14 protein-coding genes are annotated in these 23,640 nt (G+C 60.0%); 3 read left to right on the forward strand and 11 right to left on the reverse strand.

From position 1 onward, the window contains the following. Window positions 1-19: 19 nt before the first annotated feature. The 3 genes from AC22G1_RS14840 to AC22G1_RS14850 all read right to left on the reverse strand — a co-directional run bounded on the left by AC22G1_RS14840 (window position 20) and on the right by AC22G1_RS14850 (window position 4,640). Window positions 20-874, reverse strand: coding sequence for a BrxR family helix-turn-helix transcriptional regulator (locus AC22G1_RS14840; protein ID WP_487314062.1), 855 nt, complete (start codon window positions 872-874; stop codon window positions 20-22). A gap of 104 nt (window positions 875-978) precedes the next feature. Next, complete coding sequence (locus tag AC22G1_RS14845) at window positions 979-2,169, reverse strand: M24 family metallopeptidase (RefSeq protein WP_487314063.1); 1,191 nt, start codon at window positions 2,167-2,169, stop codon at window positions 979-981. Window positions 2,170-2,231: 62 nt separating this feature from the next. Further along, entirely contained in the window at window positions 2,232-4,640 is a 2,409-nt protein-coding gene (locus AC22G1_RS14850) for a beta-L-arabinofuranosidase domain-containing protein (RefSeq protein ID WP_487314064.1), read from the reverse strand. A 103-nt stretch (window positions 4,641-4,743) separates the two neighbouring features. On the opposite strand from AC22G1_RS14850, the gene AC22G1_RS14855 reads away from it, so the two are divergent. Both AC22G1_RS14855 and AC22G1_RS14860 read left to right on the forward strand, forming a co-directional pair. After that, complete coding sequence (locus AC22G1_RS14855) at window positions 4,744-6,498, forward strand: DUF885 domain-containing protein (protein WP_487314065.1); 1,755 nt, start codon at window positions 4,744-4,746, stop codon at window positions 6,496-6,498. A gap of 396 nt (window positions 6,499-6,894) precedes the next feature. Further along, window positions 6,895-9,894 carry a TonB-dependent receptor domain-containing protein gene (locus AC22G1_RS14860; RefSeq protein ID WP_487314066.1) on the forward strand — a complete coding sequence of 1,000 codons (3,000 nt, stop codon included), beginning with the start codon at window positions 6,895-6,897 and terminating at the stop codon, window positions 9,892-9,894. A 387-nt stretch (window positions 9,895-10,281) separates the two neighbouring features. Here the strand turns inward: AC22G1_RS14860 and AC22G1_RS14865 are convergent, their stop codons facing one another. The 8 genes from AC22G1_RS14865 to nhaC form a co-directional block, all read right to left on the reverse strand. Continuing rightward, entirely contained in the window at window positions 10,282-12,966 is a 2,685-nt protein-coding gene (locus tag AC22G1_RS14865; RefSeq protein ID WP_487314067.1) for a DUF5695 domain-containing protein, read from the reverse strand. A gap of 20 nt (window positions 12,967-12,986) precedes the next feature. After that, window positions 12,987-16,130, reverse strand: coding sequence for a beta-galactosidase, LacZ type (gene lacZ, locus AC22G1_RS14870; protein ID WP_487314068.1), 3,144 nt, complete (start codon window positions 16,128-16,130; stop codon window positions 12,987-12,989). A gap of 65 nt (window positions 16,131-16,195) precedes the next feature. Further along, entirely contained in the window at window positions 16,196-17,632 is a 1,437-nt protein-coding gene (locus tag AC22G1_RS14875) for an aldehyde dehydrogenase family protein (protein WP_487314069.1), read from the reverse strand. Window positions 17,633-17,643: 11 nt separating this feature from the next. Beyond that, window positions 17,644-18,642: a 4-hydroxyproline epimerase gene (locus AC22G1_RS14880; RefSeq protein WP_487314070.1), complete on the reverse strand. Its 999-nt coding sequence runs from the start codon at window positions 18,640-18,642 to the stop codon at window positions 17,644-17,646. Window positions 18,643-18,658: 16 nt separating this feature from the next. Next, window positions 18,659-19,555 (reverse strand): dihydrodipicolinate synthase family protein, encoded by an 897-nt coding sequence (locus AC22G1_RS14885; RefSeq protein ID WP_487314071.1) that lies wholly within the window; start codon window positions 19,553-19,555, stop codon window positions 18,659-18,661. Window positions 19,556-19,678: 123 nt separating this feature from the next. After that, a complete protein-coding gene (locus tag AC22G1_RS14890) occupies window positions 19,679-20,911 on the reverse strand; it encodes an NAD(P)/FAD-dependent oxidoreductase (protein WP_487314072.1) in 1,233 nt (410 codons plus the stop codon). Between the two features lie 135 nt (window positions 20,912-21,046). Then, window positions 21,047-21,697 carry a GntR family transcriptional regulator gene (locus tag AC22G1_RS14895; RefSeq protein ID WP_050658307.1) on the reverse strand — a complete coding sequence of 217 codons (651 nt, stop codon included), beginning with the start codon at window positions 21,695-21,697 and terminating at the stop codon, window positions 21,047-21,049. A 215-nt stretch (window positions 21,698-21,912) separates the two neighbouring features. Continuing rightward, window positions 21,913-23,337, reverse strand: coding sequence for a Na+/H+ antiporter NhaC (gene nhaC, locus AC22G1_RS14900; protein WP_487314073.1), 1,425 nt, complete (start codon window positions 23,335-23,337; stop codon window positions 21,913-21,915). A 28-nt stretch (window positions 23,338-23,365) separates the two neighbouring features. Here nhaC and AC22G1_RS14905 point away from each other — a divergent pair, with 28 nt between their 5' ends. After that, window positions 23,366-23,557 carry a hypothetical protein gene (locus AC22G1_RS14905; RefSeq protein ID WP_487314074.1) on the forward strand — a complete coding sequence of 64 codons (192 nt, stop codon included), beginning with the start codon at window positions 23,366-23,368 and terminating at the stop codon, window positions 23,555-23,557. Window positions 23,558-23,640: the final 83 nt, after the last annotated feature.

Raw genomic sequence — 23,640 nt, forward strand, 5'->3', positions numbered from 1 at the left:
TGTCGCCTGAGGCGACATGTCAGCCGCCAAAGAGCCAGGGCTTAACCTCGTCGATGTTGGCGAGAATAAGCTGCTGGGCGGCGGGGTTGCCGTCGAGCATCTTGGTGTGGATGTGCATATCCAGTAGCAGGTAGTTGGCAAGGGCGGCGCGGCTTGGGAGCAAAAGCTCACCGTTTGCCATGCCGTAGTCGGCGGCCAGGGCGGCTTGCTGGGCGGGGCTTAGGCGCGGGTCGGGTTTGATGCAGAGGGTGATGTGGGTGTGCCAGGCAGTGTCGTCTGGCAAGGGGGCCAAGGGCCGGCCCATTAGCTCGGGCTCGCCACGAAAACGGCTTAGCACAAAGTCGCGGTAGCCCTGACTTTGCTCGCACCAGGCACGCAGGTGCCAGCGCTGGGCAGTTTTGACAAAACGGGTGGGGATAATCACCCGCCCTTCGCGGCTGGGGTTGGTGACGCCGAGGTAGTCCACCTCCAGCCGTTGCTGCTGGCGAAGGGCTTTGACCAAAGGGCGAATAAGCCGGGCGCTAACCCGGCGCGGGGCAAGGGCGGTGGCGCCCGCTTCGAGGTGGTAGGCCGCCTTGGGCACCAGGCTTGGGCGCTGCTGGGCCGTTACCCAGTCAAGGTATTCCCCCACATCACCGCTAATAAGGGCAGGTTTGAACCACTGCGTGGGTACATAACCTTTGGCAGAGGCGCTGTAGGCAAGCTGGTGGGGATAGCGGGCGCGGTAACTGGCCAGTTCCTTGCTGGCCTGCTGGCGACCAATGGCAAAGAAGTGGCTCACATGGCCGGTGGTGACCCGGCCTTCCCAAAAGGCGAAAAGTTCGATGAGCCAGCAACGCTGATTGGCGCTGCCTTGGGCATTAACGGCATCCATGCACGACTAGGCTTTTAATTAAAACACCGCCCTACTATGCCCTTTGATGAAAAAACTTGGCAACGACCCGACATAAAAAAGCCGGCGATTTGCCGGCTTTTTTATTAAGGCCCGAAGGGGCTATCGATGCTGTGGGCGGGCTGGGTGAACCAGCGGGGGCCTTGGTCTGTCATGTAGAAGTGGTCTTCCAGGCGCACCCCGAATTCGCCAGGTAGCACTATCATCGGCTCATTGGAAAACACCATGCCCGGCGCCAGGGGCAGCGGGTTGTCTTTGACCAGATAGGGCCATTCGTGGATGTCCATACCCAGGCCATGGCCGGTGCGGTGCGGCAGGCCCGGCAGGTTGTAGTCTGGCCCCAGGCCGTCTGCAACCAAGGAGGCGCGGGCGGCGGCGTCGACATCGCCACAGGGCTGGCCCACTTGTGCGGCGGCAAAGGCGGCGAGCTGCGCTTTTTTCTCCGAGGCCCAAATGGCGCGGGCTTTATCGCCAACATTGCCAAAGCCGTAAGTGCGGGTGATGTCAGAGAGGTAGCCTTTGACCTTGCAGCCGGTGTCAATCAGTACCAAGTCGCCCTTTTTCAGCAGCTGCGGATCTTTCACCCCATGGGGGAAGGAGGTGGCTTTGCCAAAGAGCACGATGCAAAAGTAGGAGCCGCTGGCCCCTACCTTCTGGTGGGCCTGGTTGATAAAGCGCTCCACCTCCGTGGTGGAGATGCCTTCATAAAGGATGCTGGCCGCCGCCTTGTGTACGGCGATGGTCATGTCCATGGCGGTTTGGATAAGGGCAATTTCCGCTGCTGACTTGTGCATCCGGCAATGGGCGCTAACCTCGCCGCCGTTGATGATACTGAGCCCCGGCGCCGCCTTTTGAATGCCATCGGCCACGAAAAAGGCGGTGGACTCATCAATAGCCAGCACCTTGCCCGCCACCTTGGAGGCCAAGAGGGCATAGGGGCTTTCGTGCTCGTGCCAGCCGTGAAGAGGGGCCTCAAGCAGCAGCCGTTCGCGGATGGAGTCAATCTCAAAGTGCGGCACCAAATAGCAAAGCTCGCCGCTTTGGCTCAGTAGCGCCCCCACCAGCCGCTCACTGGGGTACCAGTCAAGGCCGGTAAAGTAGGAGAGATTGGTACCGGCGTTGAGATAAAGGGCGTCGATGCCGTTGGCCTGCATGTAGGCGCAGGCTTTTTGGATACGCGCCTGGTGTTCCTCCAGGCCAATAGCCTGGGTATTGAGGGTCATGTCAGACAGGCCCGCCAGGGCCTCGGTTGCGGTTTTGCCGCCAATTGCGTTCATGTTGAGGGGTCCTTACTACACAAAAGGGCGGCCCAGGGGCCGCCTTTGAAGAGGTTGTCTACTCAGGCCGATTGCTGTTTGGGCTTAAACAGCAACACGCCAAATACCGGGCCGGCGGTGTTGCCGGGTTCGGGCTCAAAGCGCACTCGCACCTGTTTTTTGCCCTGGGTCAGGGCCGGCGGGATGTCGTATTCCACATCGAAAAAGGCGCCGGGCTTGTCAAAGTCCAGGGTCTGGCTGGCGATGCGCTTGCCGTCAATCAGTATATGGAAAAGTCGCTTGCGCTCCTCCCCCCAATAGGTGGCCTGCAGCTTAAGCGGGCCGGGGGCCGTTTTGAAGGTAAATTCAAAGAAGCCACCGGTGCGGGCGTCGCGGCCATTGCGGCCCCGGTACACCACCGGGTAACTGATCTCGGCTTCCAGCTTGTGGTCGCGCTCGGCTTGCATTTCCCCCAGGTGCATGACATCCACCGAGCGGGCGGCCAGGTCTTTAAGCCGTTCTTGCTCGGCGGCATAGGCCACTTCTTCGGCGGCCCATTGGGCGTCGTTAAAGCGCTTGAAGTACACGGCGCTGCGCCGGTGATGGTTGGCATAAAAGGGTGAGAAGGTCATCTCTGCCGGGCGGCCAATGCCCTGGGTTTTATAAAGGGCGCTGCTTTCGTCCATGGCGCTAAAGCCCGCCAGCAGGTCGTTACCGGCCAGGGCCGGGGCGGTGCCGTCGAAGGTGTCTTGGCTGCTGCCAAGGTCGGCGGCCAGCACCATGGGGCCACGGAGCAACGCCACCACACTATCGTCGCCCTGGGTGCCTTCAAGGCGCAGGGTCATGGGCAGAGTGAGGGTAATTTCATCCCCGGCCTTGAAGCGGCGGCTGAGGTAGACGTAACCGCGGTCTTGGCTGACCGCCACCGGCTTGCCGTTAAGGGCCAGGGTCCAGTCGGCGCCAGCCCAGGCGGGAATGCGCATGGCAAGGGTAAAGGCCTGCTCGGCTTTCTCAACCTTCAGCTTTATCTCGCCCTGGTAGGGGTAGCTGGTATTGAGGCTAAAGGCGGCTTTGCCCTCGCGCCAGTCGGCGCTGGAGGGAATATAGAGGTTAACAAAGAAGGTGTCGGCGCTTTGCCAATAGATGGAGTCGCCGTGTTTGGCATTACTTTCCATACCGGTGCCGGTGCAACACCAGAAGCTGTCAAAGGGGGTGGAGTGCTCCCGCACCGCTCCTGACATCAGCGGCATCATGTAGGTAACCATGCCCGATTCTGGGTCGATTTGCGCCAGGATATGGTTCAGATGCGCCCGCTCGTAGTAATCAAAGTAGGCCGCATTAACCCCCCAGCTATAAAGGTGGCGGGTCAATTTGAGCATGTTGTAGGTGTTGCAGCCCTCGCAGGTTTGCTCGGTGATGTGGTTGGCGATGGCGTCGGGCTCGTAAAAGTATTCGCGGTCGGCGTTGCCGCCAATCACGTAGGAGTGGTGCTCGGTGACCGCTTCCCAGAAAAACTGCGGCGCGGCGCCTTTGCGCTGCTCACCGGTCAGCTCATGGATACGAGCCAGGCCAATGAGTTTGGGGATCTGGGTATTGGCGTGGATGTTGGCCAGCTCGTCCTTGCCGTCGGCCAAGGGGTCTAGCACCTTTTTGTGGTAGAGCTTTTCGGCCAGGGCCAGCCAGCGTTGGTCGTTGGTACGGGCATAAAGCTCGGCAAAGCTCTCGTTGATGCCGCCGTGCTCGCAGTCCAGCACCTGCTGCACCTGGGCCTCACTTAAAGGCGCGAACACCCCTTCGATATAGCCCCCCAGTTTCACCGCCACCGGCAAGGCTTGGTCCAGGCCGCAATAGGTTTGGGCGTCAAAGAGGCCGGTATAGAGCTTGTGCCAGTTATAGAAGGGCACCCAGCAACCGTTGAGATCAAAACCCGCTGAGCGGATATCGCCGGCCTTTATCTCGGCAAAGATCTCCTTGCCATCGACGATGGATTTGTCTTTTCGCTTGCGGGTAAAACCCGCCACGTAACCGTCGCCCTCGGCGTCCTGGGCTTCGGCCAATTCGCTGATGATGTAGCTTAACCGGCGTTTCGCCTCAAGGCTGCCGGTCTGGGCGTGAAGCAGCGCCAGGGCCGACATATAGTGGCCGAGGCTGTGGCCAGCGATGGTGTCGGCTTCCCAGCCACCATAGACCTCGCCTTTGGGCTTGAGGCCGGCAAAGAGCCGGAAGTTATGCAAAAAGCGGTCGGGTTCCAGTGCCATCAGGTAGCGGCTGTTGGCTTCCTGAGCGGTTTTAAAGGGCGATGGCAGCAGCCTTACCTGATTGAGCGGCAAGGCGCTGGCGGTGCCGGGTAAGGGCTTGGCACCGGCCAATTGTTGGCTGGGCTGCTCGGCGCAGCCAGCCAGTGAAAGACTGCCAAGGGCCGACAAAGCGGCAAGGGCGGATACGCCTTTTAAAACCTGGCGCCTGCTGGTGGTCAGGCAAAGATGGCACATAAGGGCTCCCGTTGTGGTCGTCGCCGACGTAGGTCTTTTTATCTCAAGTTATATACGGTATACGATATATAGACTAACAAACCAATTCAAGGAGCTAGGTGTGATGAAGTTAGCAGCCCTACCACGGGCCTTGTTTTTAGGGGCCGCGCTGGCCGCAGCGCCCTTAAGCCAGGCCCTGGCCTCGGCCACCGATGACGCATTCAAGAAGATTTACAGCGACGAATGGCAGTGGCGCCAAGACCAACAGAGCGTGGACGAAGACAGCCCCGCCACCGCTATCCCCACCGCCCTGCCCGATGTCAGCTTTGCCACCCAGCAGGCCCACCTCAAGCATTGGCAACAGGTGGAAGCGGCCCTGGCCAAGCTCGATAAAGCGCAGTTGAGTTATGAAAACCAAGTCAATCTGGCGGTGTACAAAACCCAGCTTGATTCCTTGATCTCCGACGTGGTGAACAAGGTGTATGAGCGGCCGCTCTCCGGCGACACCTCGTTCTGGGGCGATCTTACCTATATGGCCAAGGGGGATTTTCACAGCGAGCAGGACTATCGCCACTACCTCGAATGGCTGGCCACCATGCCCCGCTACTTTGAGCAGAACATCGACAACATGAAAGCTGGCCTAAAGCGCGGCTTTACCCTGCCCAAGATAACCCTCGACGGGCGCGACGCCACCGCCGCCTCGGTGGTGGCTGCCAAGGGCGAACACAACGTCTTCTATACCCCCTTCAAGCACCTGCCCGCCACCTTGCCCGAGGCGGTGCAAAAAGACCTTCAAGCCAAGGCCAAGGCAGCTATTGCCCAGTACGTAATACCGGCCCACCAGGCGGTGCTGGATTTTCTTCGCAAGCAATACATTCCGGGCGCCGTTACCTCCCTTGCCGCCGAAGATCTGCCTAACGGCAAGGCCTTCTACCAATCGCAAATCGAGAAATACACCACCCTCGACATGACCCCGGACCAGATCCACCAAATTGGTCTTGATGAGGTGGCGCGGATCCGCGCCCGCATGCAAGAGGTGATGAAAGAGGTCAAATTCAAAGGCAGCCTTAAAGACTTCCTGCACTTTTTGCGCACCGATCCGCAGTTCTACGCCAAGACCCCGCAGGAGCTGCTAAACCACGCCGCCTGGATAGCCAAGGAGTTTGACGGCGTGGCCGACAAATACTTTGGCCGCCTGCCAAGGCGCCGCTTTGCAATCGTACCGGTGCCGGCCGACATTGCCCCCTTCTACACCGGTGGTCGGGGCGGCCCGGGGATTTATCTGGTCAATACCTACGATCTGCCATCGCGGCCCTTTTACTCGCTGCCGGCTCTGACGCTGCACGAGTCTGCCCCCGGCCATGCCTTCCAGATGCCGCTGGCCGCCGAGAACAAAGATTTGCCGGTGTTTCGCCGCAACTACTACATCTCGGCCTACGGCGAAGGCTGGGCCCTTTACTGCGAAGCCCTGGGCGAAGAAATGGGGATCTACAAAACCCCCTATGAAGTCTTTGGCATGCTGAGCTACCAGATGTGGCGCGCCGCCCGCCTGGTGGTAGACACCGGCATTCACGCCAAGGGCTGGACCCGCAAGCAGGCTCAGGACTTCCTGCTGGACAATACCGCGCTGTCTACCCACGAAGTCACCACCGAAGTGGACCGCTACATTGCCTGGCCGGGCCAGGCGCTGTCTTACTACTTGGGTGAAATGGCCATCGAGAAGGACCGCAAGCGTGCCGAACAGGCCCTGGGGGCCAAGTTCGATATCCGCGCCTTCCACGACACCGTGCTGCAAATGGGCTCGGTGCCGCTCAAGGTATTGTCTGACCGCATCGACAAGTTCATTGCCGACGGCGGCCCCTCCCCTTACAACGACTAAGCAAAAGCCCGGCAGATGCCGGGCTTTTTGTTGGCAGACGCGCCGCGCCAACCTGGGAACTTTTGTGCACGCCAGGGCCAGTTTTGGCCGCCTTTCCCCTTGTTAAAAGCCGCCCACCGCGCCGGCCATTTTCCAGCGCTAATTGCTAAAAGCCTGTAACGGCGCTGTATCGCCAGGGCCTGACATATTCTGTCAAAGCCATAGCCAGCGCGGCCTTGGCGGCCCCTAAAAGTTTGAGCGAGATCTGATCATATAACGAATATCGTATAATATATTTGACATACGTTATTTCAGAGTGCAGTTATTAACCAGGTCAGACAGACAGTTCCGGCTTTCCCGACCTCGGCGAAAAAAGGGGTTCTGACACCGATAAGCGTGTTTAGCGAGAGAGAACCCATGACAAACCAAAAACCATTAGCACCTGGGGTTCTGGCTATCTGTGCACTGCTGGGAATAACCACGCCCAGCCTGGTGCAGGCACAAGACGCCAACACAGACAGCAGTCAGACTCAGAGTGACATTGAAGTAAAACCGGTCAGCGCCCAGACCGGCGTGGAAGAGGCCAGCGCCAAATCCAAAGACAAGAACACCGAGACCATCACCGTAACCGGCTCGCGCATTCAGCGCGCCGAGTACAGCTCCAACAGCCCCATCTCGGTGCTCACCAACAAGGAAATGAAGCTCCAGGGCACCACCAACGTGGAAGAAGCCCTGAGCCGGATGCCGCAGTTTACTGCCGACGCCAACGAGAACGTCTCCAACGGCTCTGACGGCAGCGCGCAAATCAACCTGCGTAACCTCGGCTCCAACCGGGTGCTGACCCTGATTGACGGCCAGCGCATCCTGCCCACCATGGGCATGGACATCAACTTCATTCCCTCAAGCCTTATCAAACGGGTAGACGTGGTCACCGGCGGCGCCTCGGCGGTGTACGGCTCCGACGCTATCTCCGGGGTGGTGAACTTCATCATGGAAGACGACCTCAACGGTTTTGTCTTCGACACCCAGGGCGGCGCTTATCAACACAAGAACGACAACGACTCAGTGCGCAGCCTGGTGGACAGCTACGGCTACCAGAACGCCAGCAGCTCGGTGTTTGACGGCAAGAAGTACAACTTCTCCCTGGCCGGCGGCACCGATTTTCTGGACGGCAAGGGCAACATCACCCTGTATGGCACCTACCGTAAAACCAACCCCGTTACCCAGGACAAGCGCGATTACTCGGCTTGCGCCCTAAACGCCAACGACACCCTGGACGGCCTCGCCTGCGGCGGCTCCTCCAACAACCCCTGGGGCCGCTTTTACGTGCTGAGCGGTGAAAACAGCGGCGGTTCTTACAACAACGTCAAAGACGGTTCCAAAACCTGGGACGCCTACAGCGATGACTACCTGTATAACTACACGCCGCTGAACTACATCCAGCGTGACGACGAGCGTTATACCGGCGGCTACATGGCCCACTACGACTTTGACAACGGCACCCGCCTGTCCAGCAGCTTCATGTACATGCATGACAGCAGCTTCTCCCAGGTAGCGCCTTCGGCCCTGTGGTTCGGTTCGGACTTTGCCATCAACTGTGACAACCCGCTGATGAGCAGCCAGCAGGCCTCACTGCTGTGTGGCAGCGCCGCCGGCACCAGCGAGCAGGTAGACGCCTACGTGGGTTATCGCCTGGACGGCACCAATGCCCGAGCCCGCCGCGACGATCTGCAGCACAGCGATTACCGCTTCAACCTGGCGGCCAGTGGCAACCTTACCGACAACATCACCTACAACGTCAGTTACCTGCACGCCAAGGCCAATTACTCCGAGCAGTACCAGAACGACGTCGACCAGCTTAAAGCCGCCGACGCCCTGCTGGCGGTGGATGATGGCAACGGCAACGTGGTGTGTTTGTCCGGTAACAGTGGCTGCGCCCCCATCGATGTGTTTGCCTACAGTGGCATCTCCGATGCTGGCCTTGACTACATCCTCACCACCAGTGAGACCAACAGCGAGCAGACTCTGGACGTATACAGCGCCTACAGCCAGATTGACTTGGACGCCTATGGCATCAAGTCGCCTTTCGCGTCCATTGGCCCGGCCATGGTAGTGGGTTTGGAGCATCGCCAAGAGGTGTATAACTTCAACGCCGACGCCGTCTCCGAGGCCAACGGCTACGAAGACGCCTACGGCAAAATCAAGGTAGACGAAGCCTACACCGAGCTGGACGTGCCGTTGGTGGAAGACGCGCCTGGCGTGAAATACCTGGGGGTTAACGGCGGCTATCGCCACTCCAAGTACAAAAACCACGACTCAAGCGACGCCTCAAGCTACAGCGCCAACACCTTCAAGTTTGAGCTGACCTACTCCCCCATCGACGATATTCGCCTGCGCTCAAGCTTTAACAAAGCCATCCGCGCGCCCAATATCAGCGAGCTGTTCTCGTCGCAAAGCCTCGGCAACTACTCGGGTACCGATCCGTGCTCCGGCACCAACCCTGCTGCCAGCCAGATTGAGTGTGCCAACAGCGGCGTAACCAGCGCCCAGTACGGCAACATCGTCGAGTGCCCGGCCGACCAGTGTGTGGCCATGTACGGCGGCAACCCCGACCTCAAGCCGGAAGAAGCCAAAACCTTCACCGCTGGTGTGGTACTGACCCCGCGCTTTATCGAGAACCTGAGCCTGAGCCTGGACTACTACCACATCAAGGTTGACGACTACATCAGCTCGGTAGACCCGACCCTGATCCTCAACCAGTGTATCGGTACCGGTTCAAGCTTCTACTGTGGCCTTATCCACCGCAGCCCCAGCGCCGGCTCTTTGTTCGGCACCACCGGCTACGTGATCTCCACCACCCTCAACACCGGCTACCTGCGCACCTCCGGTGTGGACATGAACCTCAACTACGACGTCGCCCTGAACGGCTGGGGAAGCCTCAACTTCAACCTGGTGGGTACCTGGCTCAAAGACATGACCACCGAGCCCCTGCCCGGTCTTGGCAGCTACGACTGTAAAGGCCTGTATGGCCCCACTTGTGGCCAGCCTGCACCGGAATGGCGCCATAACGCCCGGGTCACCTGGGACACCCCCTGGCACGGCCTGGAAGTCTCAGCCCTGTGGCGCTATATCGGCAGCGTGGATCTCTCCACCAACGACAGCAACCCGCTGCTGGCCGGCGACAGCACCTTCTATGTCAGCGACCATATCCAGGCTTACAGCTACCTGGACTTGGCCGCCAACATGCCGCTCACCGACAACATTCAGGTGCGCATTGGTGCCAACAACCTGCTGGACAAAGATCCGCCGATCATCGTCAGCAACCTGGCCACCGGTTTTGTTAACGGCAACACCTACCCTGGTATCTACGATGCCCTGGGCCGCGAGCTCTACGTCGGGCTCACCGCCAAGTTCTAAACAACCGTCATGGCAACACTTTTGGCCCCTTTTAGGGGCCTTTTTTGTGGCGCTGTGTTGATAAAGGCGCCGGATATCCAGCCATAAAAAAGCCCCCGCTTGCGGGGGCTTTTGGGTTTGTCAGCGTTAAACCACTTCCTAAAGAGGTGGCCAAACCAGGGCTAAGCTCCTAGAGAGCCCATTATCAGAACGATGCTGGTGCCGGTGATTGCCGTGATGCTGTTGCGTTGGTGGCTGTTGTTCACCAAAAGAGCCAGCACATAGATGAGAAAAAGCGTTGAACAAGCAGGTGCCAGCCCTTGGTAAGAGGCTGTAAACACGAAAGCCCCCTAAAAGGGGGCTTTGTCTCAAAGCCACCGTCTTAGAAGGGGGCTTTTTCTTATGGCTTTAGTCTTTAACCAGCTCCACCGTGGTAGGGCCATCGCCAAGGGGGATAACGTAGCGCCCCTCGGCCTTTTCTAGCCTTGCCTTGGGGCGATAAGCGCCGCCCAAGGCCTCGATGCTGAGCATCGCCTGGCGGGTGTGGGCATCTTTGGGCGCCAGGGTCAGGCGCACTGTGCCGTCTTGCCCCAGGGTCAGCTGGCGAAAGCGGCCGGCATCGAGGGTCAGATACAGCTCTTGCGGCGCCAGGTAGGCGCGGTTTTGAAAGGCGTCTTTGGGGGTGAGGGTCACCTCGTTACCTTGCTCACTGACGCTGCCACCAAAACCCAGCCAGCCAAAGCGGGGGTCTTTAACCAAGTAGCTGCCAATGCCAAAGGCGTGGCCAAAAAAGCTGGTGCCGTAGTCGCCGCTGTAAGGGTCAAAACGCAGCATGTCGGGGAAGCTGTGAAAAGCCGCCGAGGCAAAGCCGTGCTGGTCGATGTTGGTCAAATCGCCCATCATGCCGCCGTAGGCCACCCGCAGCAGGTACAGATCCCCCGGGTTTTGCCGGTAGCTGTCGAGCAGCGGCAAGGCATTGATGGTGGAGCCGTAATGGTGCAGCTGGCGCTCGATGCGGCTGTATTTACCGGCGTAGAGAAAATCCCAAAAGCGCCGGGCGCTGCCGTTGTAACCCCAGTGCGGCTGGGTGAAGTCGTAGCCGAGAATCACCTCGCGGGTCTCATCGGCCTGCTCGGTTTTGCCAAAGTGGCGCATCCAGGCGTACACCTCTTCCTGGCCGGTAGAATCCCAGGGCATTTCACTACCGAAGGGGTACTTGAGAGAAGCCCAGTGCTCGGCGCGTTTTTTCATGGCCGCTTCCAGACGGTCGGCCTCGGCTTTGAGGCCTTCGGAGCGCAAGTCAGCCAGGATGGCCACAAACACACTGCCTTCCATCTGCCCAAATTGGGCGTAATGGGGGGCAAGCTCGGTCATGGCCATGCTGGTGTGATAGGCCTGCTCCAAATACCAGTGCCAGTCGTGGGCTTTAACCAGCCCCTGGTGGAAGCGGGCCAGGCGATAGAGCACCCACTGGGCCGCTGCCACATGGGGGTAGTTGTAGGAGCGGCCCACATCGGCGGCGTCTTTTTTGTTCCAAGACGCCCAGGTGCTCCAATCGACGTTTTTGTCGTAAGCAAAATCGGGCAGCGCCTTGGGGTCGTAATAAAAGAGGCTTTTTTTAACGCCGTACTGCTCAGGGCCACTTTTTACCTGCAGGCGCCCATCCAGCACCTGGGTGTAAAAACGCTCGAACTTGGCCACCTCGCTGGCGTCGGGCTGGCCCAGCTCCTTCATAATGGCGGCCAGCCAGGGGCCGGCGCCGCCTTCGTCAGAGAGCCCGGCAATCCACACCCGCGGCTCTTGCAAAACCAGGTGCCCCGCTTCGTTATCAAAACCCAGCACCGCCGGGCCGCGGCCAAAGGGGTCATCTTTGCCTTCATACCATTGCTGGTGGTAGAGGAACTGGCCCATCTTGGCCACGGCTTTGGCCATGGGGTCGGTCACAAAGTAGTGGATGCTTTGCTCACTGCCGTCCTTGTAGCGGATATCGAGCCGCGCCCGGCCCCAGGCTTTGCCAGCCACCTTGAAATGCTGCCAGTCGCCTTTGGCCGGCGCCGGGGTGATGGCCAGGGCACCTTCGGGGCTAACGGTGATAGCGGCGATGGGGCTTGGGCTATCTAAAAACAGCTCGGCTGGCATATCGGTAGGCACCACGTAACCGGGAATGCCCACCGCTACCGGCCGTTGGTTGGCCTGCAAGGTGCTTTCAATACCGCGAATGGAAGGCGAAAGGGCAAAGCGCAGCGCCGTTTGCAGCGTTTCACCGGCTTTTAGCACCCGGCTGGTGGGGTCGTTCCACTGTTTGGCGCCCTGCCAGTCGGTGTCGCTAAAGCCCTTGCTCAGCACCTGCCAGTCATAAAAGCCTTCAAAGGTGTGGGTGCGGTGGGTGGGATCGTTATAGATCTTGGGGCTGCCATCGGCGTTTTTGGCGTCCAGCAGCGGCCGCCAGTTCTCAAGGCCGGCGTTTTGTTTGGGCAATACCAGTAGCGCCGGGCCCTTGCCATTAAGGCGGGCCACCTGCACATAGCCGCCGTCGCGGCCCATGTAGGGCTCGGCGTAGCTGGCCTGCTCGTGGGCTTGGTCCAGGGTGCGGCCGGTGATGATGTTGTCAAACACCATGGGGATGCCCAGGCCGCCAAGCTCGATGTCCCGGCCACTGTGGTTGCTAAGGGTAAAGCGCAGCACCAGTTGGCCGTCTTGTTGCAGCCAGTCTCGGCGCACCTCAAGGGGGATACCGGCCAGATCGGCGCTGATATCGCTACTGGCCAGCAGCTCACCGCCAGCTTTTAGCGGCTTCACCTTGGTGGTGGCAAGGGCGCTTGAGAAATCCTGCCAGGCCCCCTCCCCCACAAAGCGCAGGCGAATATCAATATCTCCCAGCTGGTAATAACCCGGGCCCTTGCGGTCGCTGTGGGCCGAGGGCAGAAAGTCAAAACCGCCAGCCCCCTTGGGCTTCATGGCCAGCAGAGTCTGGGCATCGTCACTGAACGTGAGAGTAAATTGCGGCGTGTTGATGGTCTGGGCCTTGGCACCGGCGCTGGCAACCGCCAGGGCCAGCAGGCTTAGCTTAAAAGGCGTGAAACGGCATGGCATTGTCATTTAAACCCTTTTTGTCAAAGGCCCAAGGGGCTTAGGTAGAGGTGCAGGGCGTAGGGGCCCTGATGCTCGGCCGGCAGAAGCCGGTACGGTTTATAAGGCAGCGCGCCCCAGCTGGTGTCGCCCCCCAAGCCGCGCTGGCGAAGGTCCAGGGTGACCTCGGTCAGCGGCCGAGGCTGGATATCGCTGGTGTGGCGGTTAGGGCCGTCTTTGGGCTGGTCAAAATCGGCCAGGGTGTTGTGGTGGGCGCCAAAGTCAAAGGTGGGCCCGCCGGTAATACGCAGGCCAATACCGGCGCCGTTGGTCAGAGCCAGCCAGCGGTTGTCGCTACGGTTACCGTTTTCCTGGGGGCGAATATAGGGGGTGTAAAGGTCGCTCACCTTGGCCTGGTAAATGCCGAGGTAGGCGCTTTGCTTGCGATCCTGATAGTTCTCCTGGGGGCCACGGCCGTACCAGCGCGCTTGGTCAAACCCCTGAGGCATTTGAAATTTCACCCCAAAACGCGGCATCTCCGGCAAGTCTTTGGCAAGCTGCGCCTGGTAATCGAGGCGAATAACGCCGCCGGGGCTGATGCGATAATCCAGGCTCCCTTGGCTGTGCAGGGTAGGAAAGGCGAGCGCCAGGTGCAGCCGCAGGTCGGCGCCGTCTTTTTGCACCTTCACCAAGGTGACTTCGGCCTTGGCGGCCGCCTCTTTGTAAAAGGCCGCGCTTTGCTGGCCGAACTTGTTGCCGTAGTCGTTATCGGTAAGCGGCCGCCAGAAGTTAGGGAAGAGTCCCTCCTTCAAGGTTTCAACCCCTTTGACCCGGTAGCTTTCCAGGCGGCCATTAAGGGTGTTAAAGCGCATGGCAACAGCGCCGCTGGTTACGCTCACCTCGCCATAGCGCTGGCTGACCGCAAGGGCCGGGCCTTTGGCCGCCGGGGCCAGTGGCGGCGCCTTTTTCAGCACGAACTGCTCGCTTGCCACTTCAAAATCCGCCGGGCTGTAGGGGGTGGCGGCCTTTTGGAAAAAACCGAAGGTCACGGCGTATTCGTGGCCGGGCCGGTAGTGAAAATCCGCCAATTGGCCGAGGGCAAAGCGCTGGTGGGCACGGGGCGCGGCCAGCAACGCCGGGGTGGCACCGGTGAGGATGGGCTGGCCGTCTTCGAGCAGCGTCCAGCGCCCGTAAAAACCGCTCAAATCAGTAAAATAAAAGCGGTTTTCAAGCTGGTACTGGCCGTTTTCGGTGCGGCTGATGGCCAGGTTTTGGTAGGTCTTTTTCACCTCAATCAGAGCCGGGTGCGGGGTACGGTCGCTGCTGACCAGGCCATTGGCGCAGAAGTTGCCGTCGTTCTGGCCGCCGGGGGGCTCAAAATCGCCGCCGTAACCAAAATAAGCGCGGCCCTCGGCGTCGTGTTTAAGTAGCCCCTGGTCAACCCAATCCCAGATGTAGCCGCCTTGCAGTTGGCGGTGGCTGCGCACGAAATCCCACAGCTCCTTGAGGTTGCCGTCGCTGTTGCCCATGGAGTGGGCATATTCAATCCAGATAAAGGGACGGTCGGGGTACTTGCCGAGATACTTGTCGGTGAGCATCTCCCGGTCGGCGTACATCCAGGAGATGATGTCGGTCATCTTCTCGTGGTACCAGAAGCGGCGAAACTCAAACTGCACCACCCGGCTTGGGTCCATGGCTTTGGCCAGGCGGTATTCGGCGGCCATGTTGGCACCGGGGCTGATTTCATTACCCAGCGACCAGGAGATGATGGACGGGTGGTTGCGGTCACGCAAAATCATGCCCCGCAGCCGGTCGAGGATGGCCTCTTTAAACTGCGGATCGTTACCCAGGCCATGCTCGTCAAAGCCGTAGCCGTGGGCTTCGAGGTTGGCCTCGTCAATCACATACAGGCCAAACTGGTCGCACAAACGATACCAGTAAGGGTCGTTGGGGTAGTGGGAGCTGCGCACCGCGTTGATGTTGTTTTGCTTCATCATCTTGATGTCGCGCAGCATGCTCTCACGGCTGATGGTCTGGCCCGTTACCGGGTCGTGCTCGTGGCGGTTTACCCCTTTGATGGTCACCGCCTCGCCGTTCACCAAAAGCTGGCCGCCTTTGAGCTCGACGCTTCGAAAACCAATGGCTTGGCTGACCACTTGGCTGATCTTGGCGCCGTTTTTAAGGGTCAGCTCCAGGCGATAAAGGTTGGGCTGCTCGGCCGACCAGGCCTTGACGGCAGCAAGCGTGGCCTTGAACTGGGCCTTACCATGGCTCGCCGGCGCCAGGGCCAGAGCCCGGCTTTGCTGCCAGATAACCTTGGCGCCGTCATAAAGCCGCGCCTGAACCTCGCTGCTGGCCGGGAATGGCTCGGTGTTGGCCAGCTCCACCGCCAGATCCAAGGTGCCGTCCTGGTAGTGATTGCTCAGCCCCGCCAGGGCGTGAAAATCCCAAAGCGCGGTTTTAGGCACCATCTTTAGCTGCACATCGCGGGGAATGCCGCTCATGCGCCAAAAATCCTGGTCTTCTAAGTAGCTGCCGTCGCTGTAGCGATACACCTCTAGTGCCAGGGTGTTGGCGCCGGGGTGCACCAGCTCGGTGATGTCAAATTCGGCCGGGAGCTTGGAGTCCTGGCTATAGCCCACCTTGGCGCCGTTCACCCACACATAAAAGGCCGATTTAACGGCGCCAAAGGTGAGGATAATGCGCTGGCCATCGCTGCTCGCAGGCAGGGTGAAGTCGCGCCGATACGAGCCCACCGGGGCATAGCTGTGGTCAATAAAGGGCTTTTGCGGCTTAAAGGGGTAACCGGCGCTCACATAGATGGGGTAGTCATAGCCCTGCATCTGCCAGTTGCCGGGCACCGCAATCTTCGCCCATTGGCTGACATCAAAATCGGGCCGGTAAAAATCTTTGGGCCGGCCCTCTGGGGTGGGGGAGAAATGAAAGGCCCACTGGCCGTTAAGGGAGAGCTGCTGGCTCGACGCCCCTTCATCCCCTGCCGCCGCCAGGGCGGCGCTCTGGTAGGGGGTGAACCAGGCCCTTGCCGGTAATTTGTTTATCCGAAACACCGCCGGGTTTTCCCAGTCGTTGTCATGGCTGATGGCCGCAGGCGGCATCTGCTGACAGGCCGATAACAACAACAGCAGACTCAAAAATGCATAGAACGGGGCTTTTCGGATAACGGTCACGGCAGTCTTCCTTAGATAAAAAAAGGGCCCGCAATGGCATCACCATCGGGGCCCTTTGGGCGGACTTAAGCCTTGAGGTAGGTCGTCCTGGTATGGGTGTAAAACTCTTTGGCAGCCCTGCCCTGCTCGCGGGCGCCGTAGCTGGAGGCGCCCACGCCGCCAAAGGGCACGTGGTAGTCGATACCGGCGGTGGGCAGGTTGATCATCAACATGCCGGCACGGGCGTAACGTTTGAAATGCTCGCTGTATTTAAGCGAACCGGTGCAAAGGCCGGCCGAGAGCCCAAAGCGGCTGTCGTTGACCATGGCCAGCCCCGCCTCGTAATCGGCCACCCGAAACACCGCCGCCACCGGCCCGAAGATCTCTTCCTGGGCGATGGGGTCTGTCGGTTTTGCGTGGTCAAACAGGGTGGGGGCGAAAAAGCACTCGGGCAGCTCTTGGGCCGTACCGCCAAACACCAGTTGGGCACCGGGGTGGCGCTCCATGGCGGCACTCTGGCGGCTTATCAGCGCCTTCTGGCCTTTGGAGGCCAGCGGCCCGATGTGGGTAGCGCCGTCCAGCGGGTTACCCAAGCGGTGCTCGCTGATGCGAAGGCTCAGGCGCTCGACAAAAGCATCGGCGATGGCCTCTTCAACGATAATGCGCGAGGTGGCGGTGCAGCGCTGGCCAGCGGCCAGGAAGGCGCCGTTAAGGGCGGTTTCCACGGCGCTGTTAAGGTCGCAATCTTTGAGTACTAGGAGCGCATTGACGCCGCCCATCTCGGTTTGCACCGCCACGCCGCGCTCGGCAGCGGCCATGCGCACCTTCTTGCCGGTGGCCACCGAGCCGGTAAAGCTCAGGGCATCTACGCCGGGGTGGCTGCAAATGGCCGCGCCGGTCTCGCCAGCGCCCAGCACCATGTTCACAGCACCAGGCATAACGCCGGCTTCGGCAATAATTGCCATCAGCGCCGCACCGGTGGCAGAAGAAAGCTCAGAAGGCTTCCACACCACGGTGTTGCCAAAGGCGAGCGCCGGGGCGATTTTCCAGGCAGGAATGGCGATGGGAAAATTCCAGGGAGTGATTTGGCCAATCACCCCTTTGGGGGCGTATTCGATTTCCACCATGGCGCCATTGCGGGTGGACTCAAGCCGCTCGCCGACAATGCGTAGGGCTTCGCCGGCAAAAAAGCTGAAGATCCGGGCGGCGCGGCCCACTTCGCCCTTGGCATCGCCCAGGGTCTTACCGGTTTCCCGGGCGATCAGCCGGGCCAGCTCGTCGCTTTTGGCGTTGATAAGGCTGGCCACTTTAGCCAAGGCGTCGGAGCGGGCCTCGATGCCCTGATCGCGAAAGCGGCCAAAGGCCTGCTCGGCGCTGGCTACCGCCTTGGCAACCAGGGCGGCGTCTGCCACCGGAATGGCCACTTTAAGGTCGGTGGCATCGGCGGGGTTGTACTGGGCCAGCAGGGCCTCGCCCGCAACCGGCTCACCGCCAATATGGTGAAATAATTCAATAACCTGCATTACAACTTTCCTTACACCACCAAGAAACCTTCCGGGAAGGGCTCCTGGTCATCAATCCAAATCTGGTTAAAGCCGGTGGCATAGGCCGTTCCCTGAATGGAGGGAATGATGGCGCTTTGCCCGGCAAGCTCGGTGGCCGCTTCCACCCGGCCGATAAAGCGGCTTTTGATATAGCTTTCGTGGATAAAGGTATCGCCGGGTTTAAGCACGCCCTTGGCCGCAAGCTGCGCCATGCGCGCCGAGGTGCCGGTGCCGCAGGGGCTGCGGTCTATGGCCTTGTCGCCGTAGAACACCGCGTTGCGGCCATGGGCATCGCTTGAGGCCGGTTTGTCGGCCCACAGCACATGGCTGACGCCATTGATGGCGGGATTTAAGGGGTGTACCGGCTTGAACTGGGCCTGCACCGCGGCGCGAATTTGCGGGCTTAACCGCAGAATGTCGCTGGCCGAGAGGCTGTCGAGGCCGCTATAACCCGGCTGGGGGTCGACGATGGCGTAGTAGTTGCCGCCGTAGGCCACATCCAGGGTCAGGGGGCCAAAACCGGGCACGTCAATCTCGATGCCTTCGGCGGCCAGATAACTGGGCACGTTGCGCAGCTTGACCCATTCAACCTTGGCGCCGGTCTTTTGATATTCCACTTCGATAAGCCCGGCCGGGGCTTCCATCACCAGGCGCCCCTCGGTCTTGGGGGTAATAAGGCCGTGTTCCAGGCCAAAGGTGATGATGCCGATAGAGCCGTGGCCGCACATGGGCAGGCAACCGCTGGTCTCGATAAACACCACCCCGAAATCGGCGCGAGGGTCTTTGGGCGGGTAGATAAAGCCGCCAGACATCATGTCGTGGCCACGGGGCTCGAACATCAGGCCCTTACGGATCCAGTCGAACTCGGCCATAAACTGCTGGCGCATGTCGCTGAGGCTTTCGCCGCCAAGGGGCGGATGGCCGCCAACCACCAGGCGTACCGGGTTACCGGCGGTATGCCCATCGATACAGAAAAAGGTATGCCTCATGGTGCGGCCTCGACCGTTAGCGTTGGGTAGGACGGGTGGCGGCGGCTTTTTCCACCATGGCAATCACTTCTTCGCGGCGCTTGCCAGCCAGCGGCAGGCGAGGCATACGTACCCGCTCGGAGCCGCGGCCCATGATCTCTTCGGCAAGCTTGATGGCTTGTACCAGATCGTAACCGGCATCGAGGTGCAGCAGCGGCATGAACCAGCGGTAAATCTCAAGGGCGCGGGCCATATCGCCGGCGTTAAAGGCGCGAACCAGCTCTACCGATTCTTGCGGGAAAGCGGAGGTCAAACCGGAGATCCAGGCGCAGGCGCCCAGCATCATGCCTTCGAGAGCCACGTCATCGAGGCCCGCCAGCACGTGGAAGCGGTCGCCATAGGCATTGATAAGGTCGGTGTAGCGGCGGGTATCGGCGGCGCTTTCCTTGATGGCAACGATGTTGTCTACCTCAACCAGCTTGGCCAGGGACTCGATGCCGATATTCACCCGGTAAGAGGTGGGGTTGTTGTAGAGCATGATCGGCAGGTTGGTGGCAGCGGCCACGGCCTTGAAGTGGGCGATCAGCTCGTCTTCGGTGGGCACATACACCATGGCCGGCAGCAGCATCAGGGCGTCTGCGCCCAGTTTCTCGGCGTCTTTGGCAAAAGCGATGGCGCGCTCGGTGGTGAACTCGGATACCCCGGCGATGATGGGGCTCTTGCCTTTGGCTTCCACAGCGGCTGCTACCACGGTGCGTTTTTCTTCGGGCTCCAGGGAGTTGTTCTCACCGCAGGTACCGATGATCACCAGGCCATCGACACCGTCGTTGAGCAGGTTGGTAAACCCTTGCTGGGTGGCCTTGAGATCGATTGCGAGGTTTTCGTCAAACTGCGTGGTTGCCGCAGGGAACACACCGGACCATTGCATACTCATCATTTCCTCACTGGATAGTTACAACTTTAAATTCACATATACATTATATCGTATACTAAATTCGTTCAAGCCGTTATCTGTGACAGCTTGATTAAATCTGAGCCAGGCCACATTTTTACTGGGCTAGCAGCCAAAACGCGCCAGCGAGAAAGGGGCCAGGGGCTGCGCCATTTTTTCGCCGCTTAGCAACTGGCCGAGCAAAATGGCGGTGGCCGGGGCCAGGGTCAGCCCCAGGTGCTGGTGGCCAAAGGCATAGTAAAGATTGCTGGCCTTGTCGCTCTGGCCCATGGCTGGCAGGTAATCGGGCAGGGTCGGCCTGGCGCCGTACCACTGGCTGAGGTTATGGGCAAAAGGCAGGCCGAGCTCGGCCGCGTGGCGCAGCAGCTGCTGCCATTTGCGCGGGTCGGGTTTGGCATCAAGGGAGCTCAGCTCCACAAAGCTGCAAGCCCGCAGCCGGTCGCCAAAGCGGGTCACTATCAGGGAGCGGTCTTCAAAAACCACCGGCGGCAAACCGGCAGGCCAGAGGCTGTCGTCACAGTCGGCTTCGATGTGATAGCCGCGCTCGGCCATCAGCGGCACTCCGGGGTGGATATTGGCCAGCACCTTGGCAGAAGCGGCTCCGGCGCATACCAGGATTTTGTCAAAGTCCGCCCCGCCGGGCAGCGTCGCCCTGCCCTCCTTGATAACCAGCGGCGCGGCGCTTTGGCTCAGCCACTGGCCACCCCTGGCGATAAAGGCGGTTTTCAAGGCCTTGGCCAGGGCTTGATGGCGGGCAACCTGGCCGGTGCCGGTAAAGGCAATGCCCCCTTGCAGCGGCTCGCTGAGCTTTTGCTCAAGCGCCCCCAACGCCTCCTGGGAGAGCGGCGCAAAATCCGCGGTGCCAATGTCGGCCTGCTGCCAGTGCTGCAAGCCCTTGGCAGCGCTTTTGGGCGACTCCCACAGTACCCAGTGCCCGGCGTTTTGCACCAGGGCCGGCTCGCCCAACTCTTCAGCCAGAGCCGCCCAGGCTTGGTCGGCATTGGCCACCAGGGCGCCAAGGGCGGCCTTGCCTTTGGCAAAACGGCGGGGGGTCGCGGCTATAAGGTAGCGCCAGATCCAGCGATAAATGCCGGGGGCGGAGAAATCAAAATCCAGGGCGCCCCCTACCCGGAACAGGCGCCTGGGGGCCGAGCGGATGGCGGCGATGGACGCCAAGGGTGCTGGCTGCTCGGTAGCAATGTGGCCGGCGTTGTTCCAAGACGGCGCCGCTAGGGCCGGATCGTCGTCCAGCACCGTGACATCAAAGCCGCGGCTTTGCAGGTGAAAGGCACTGCAGCGGCCCACCACGCCGCCACCGATGATCGCAATACTGGGCACCCTTTGCTCCGTCGTCCTGAGAACCTCATTCCGTATACTATATATAAAATACTAAGTGAGCAACGCACCACAGAACCTGCCACAGCGGCGCTTTGGCGCCATAAAAAAAGCCAACCCGGAGGTTGGCTTTTTGGCTTATTCGGCCTGGAGCTGTTGGCGCAGATCGTCCAGGGTGCCTTTGGTGTGGTCTTTGATGAGCTTTTTGACCAGCTTGGCGTCGCGGGCCATCCAGGCATCAAAGATCAGTTGATGCTCGTGGAAGGCGCTTTCCTCACGATTAGGTGGCTCAAGGTGTTTGCGCACGTAACGCTCGGACAGCAGGTGCAGCTTGAGCAATACGTTTTGGGTAACACTGCGCTTGGCCGGGGCCGTCAGCGCCAGGTGGAACTGGCGGTTGATGGATACCGCATCGGGGGAGCACTCGTCCGACAGGGCGCGCAGCTTGATAAACACCTGCTCGGCATAGGCGCGCTCTTCGTCGGTTGCAACTTTGCAGGCGTCGGCAGCCGCCTCTGGCTCGACCGTCATCCGCAGGTGAAACACGTCTTCGGCTTCGTCTATGGTCAGCGGGCGGACCAAAAAGCCCCGGTTGGGATGCGAGATAAGCAGGCCGTCGTGTTCGAGGCGGGTCAGGGCTTCTCGCAGCGGGATCTTGCTGACCCCCAGCCCCTTGGACAGGGCATCTTGGCGGATCGGCTTGGACGGGGCCATGTCATTTGACAGGATCCGTTCGCGCAAGATCTCGTATGCCTGTTCGGACAGGGTCTTGACCACAATTGATGACATATTGGCTCCGAAGCCTAACGGCAGTTTCTGCAAAGCGCGGTGCTGGCACGAAAGAGGAAAGGCTTATCTAGGTGCGGCATAAGTAACGAGCTTAGGCAAACATTATACTATATACCCGCTGCGCTGCCTACTGCCTGGCGCTCCGGGGTGGAGACAGTCTGTTGGCAGCAGATTGCCAAAAAATGAAAGGCCGGGGTGCAACCCGGCCTTTTTGGTCATTCCGCTTCCAGCGCCGCCTCGGGCGCCTCATCTGCGGCCTTTTTTTTATCGAAGCAAAAGATGTTGGCGTAGCAATAGAAGATAGAGATAGACAGCCCGATAAAGTGGTACCACAGATATGGCAGGTAAGCGGTGGTGGCCACCCCCAGGGTGGTGGCCATAAAGACGCCGCCATCGGTCCAAGGGATCATCGGGGTGGTAACGGTGCCGCCCGCCTCGGTGTTACGGGACAGCACCCGCCGGTCTACCCCCAGCTTGTCGTAGTTCTTGGCGGTGATGGTGGTGGCGGTAATAAGAGACACATAAGCCGCGCCCCCTAGGAAGTTACCCAAGAAGCCAGCAAAGATGGTAGACAGCCCCAAACGCCCCTGGTTGGTGGCCCAGCGCTGCAGGCCGTTGGAGATGGTGGCCAAGACCCCGGTTACCTCCATCAGGCCGCCAAGGCCAAGGGCCAGTATCACCAGCATGATCACCTCCAGCATCGAGACAATACCGCCGCGGTTAAGCAGGATATTGAGAAACTCGAGGCTCGACTGGATATGGTTGCCCTCGTAGAGGGTCTTGATGGCCGCCACCAGCGGCATCTGCTCGAACAGGCAAGCCCACACCACGCCCAGCACGGCGCCAAAGAAAATCACCGGCACCGACGGCAGCTTCATCACCAGCATGGCGATCACCGCCAGCGCCGGCAGCAGCATGTACCAGGCAATCTGATATTGCCCGGACAGCGCTTCCATCACCTGAGTAGCCCGGCCGACGTTGCCGCCATGGCCGTACTGAAAGCCCACCAGCAAAAACAGCAGGCCACTGAGGGTCACTGCCGGCACCGCCACGTAGAGCATGGATTTTACGTGGTCGATAAGGCCCACCTTGCACAGGGAGGCTGTCATGACCGTGGTGTCAGACAGCGGCGAGAGCTTGTCGCCCACGTAGGCGCCGCTGATCACCGCCCCCGCCACCAGCGGCATGGGAAAGTCAAAACCGGCGCCAATACCCATCATCGCTACCCCGGCGGTACCGGCGGTGCCAAAGGAGGTGCCAGTGGCAAGGGAGGTGACCATGCAGATGAAAAACGCCGCCATCAAAAAGATGTTGGGGTCCATCACCGACAGCCCCAGGTAGATGATGTTGGGCACGATGCCACCAGCCATCCAGCTGCCGATCAGGGCGCCAACGGCGATCAGCACCAAAATGGCGTCCATGCCCTGGTTGATGCCGGCGGTAATGCCGTCCTGCATCCGCCCGTAATCGAGCTTGAGGTATTTGCCAAAGCCCAGCATCACAAACCAGCAGCCCAGCAGCGCCAGTTGGATAGCCATCTCCAGCACATGGACGAACAGGAAAATCACCCCGATGATGGCCAGGGCCAGCAGCGAGATCTCCAGGGCATTGGGGAGGCGGCGGGAAGAGGGCTCTGTCATAACTGAAATCCTAACGCGTTGTTTTTATATGAATGAAGTCGCCTTTATCGCTTTGGGAGCGCCGGTAAAGGCAAGGCCCTTGCCAGGCCATTGCGCCGCCGCCAACAAAGCGAATAAAAAATACCGTATACGATTTAAAAAGAGAGAACAACAGCTCAAACCGACACCAGAGGCGCCGGAAAGTGACCTTCGTCATAGGATGAAAAACAATCTTTATTGAACGCCCAAGCGAATATGCCGACGCAAAATAAAAAGCCCCGCAAAGGGGCTTGGCATAAAAAACCCCGCCAGCAGGCGGGGTGT

The sequence above is a fragment of the Gallaecimonas zhanjiangensis genome (assembly GCF_057624825.1).

Excerpts from the sequence above, each read along its gene's own strand:
- AC22G1_RS14895 (WP_050658307.1), bottom strand. The coding sequence starts at position 21,697 with ATGTCATCAATTGTGGTCAAGACCCTGTCCGAACAGGCATACGAGATC.
- AC22G1_RS14865 (WP_487314067.1), bottom strand. The coding sequence starts at position 12,966 with ATGCCATGCCGTTTCACGCCTTTTAAGCTAAGCCTGCTGGCCCTGGCG.
- AC22G1_RS14880 (WP_487314070.1), bottom strand. The coding sequence starts at position 18,642 with ATGAGGCATACCTTTTTCTGTATCGATGGGCATACCGCCGGTAACCCG.
- nhaC (WP_487314073.1), bottom strand. The coding sequence starts at position 23,337 with ATGACAGAGCCCTCTTCCCGCCGCCTCCCCAATGCCCTGGAGATCTCG.
- AC22G1_RS14905 (WP_487314074.1), top strand. The coding sequence starts at position 23,366 with ATGAATGAAGTCGCCTTTATCGCTTTGGGAGCGCCGGTAAAGGCAAGG.
- AC22G1_RS14850 (WP_487314064.1), bottom strand. The coding sequence starts at position 4,640 with ATGTGCCATCTTTGCCTGACCACCAGCAGGCGCCAGGTTTTAAAAGGC.
- AC22G1_RS14845 (WP_487314063.1), bottom strand. The coding sequence starts at position 2,169 with ATGAACGCAATTGGCGGCAAAACCGCAACCGAGGCCCTGGCGGGCCTG.
- AC22G1_RS14855 (WP_487314065.1), top strand. The coding sequence starts at position 4,744 with ATGAAGTTAGCAGCCCTACCACGGGCCTTGTTTTTAGGGGCCGCGCTG.
- AC22G1_RS14840 (WP_487314062.1), bottom strand. The coding sequence starts at position 874 with ATGGATGCCGTTAATGCCCAAGGCAGCGCCAATCAGCGTTGCTGGCTC.
- AC22G1_RS14885 (WP_487314071.1), bottom strand. The coding sequence starts at position 19,555 with ATGAGTATGCAATGGTCCGGTGTGTTCCCTGCGGCAACCACGCAGTTT.
- AC22G1_RS14860 (WP_487314066.1), top strand. The coding sequence starts at position 6,895 with ATGACAAACCAAAAACCATTAGCACCTGGGGTTCTGGCTATCTGTGCA.
- AC22G1_RS14875 (WP_487314069.1), bottom strand. The coding sequence starts at position 17,632 with ATGCAGGTTATTGAATTATTTCACCATATTGGCGGTGAGCCGGTTGCG.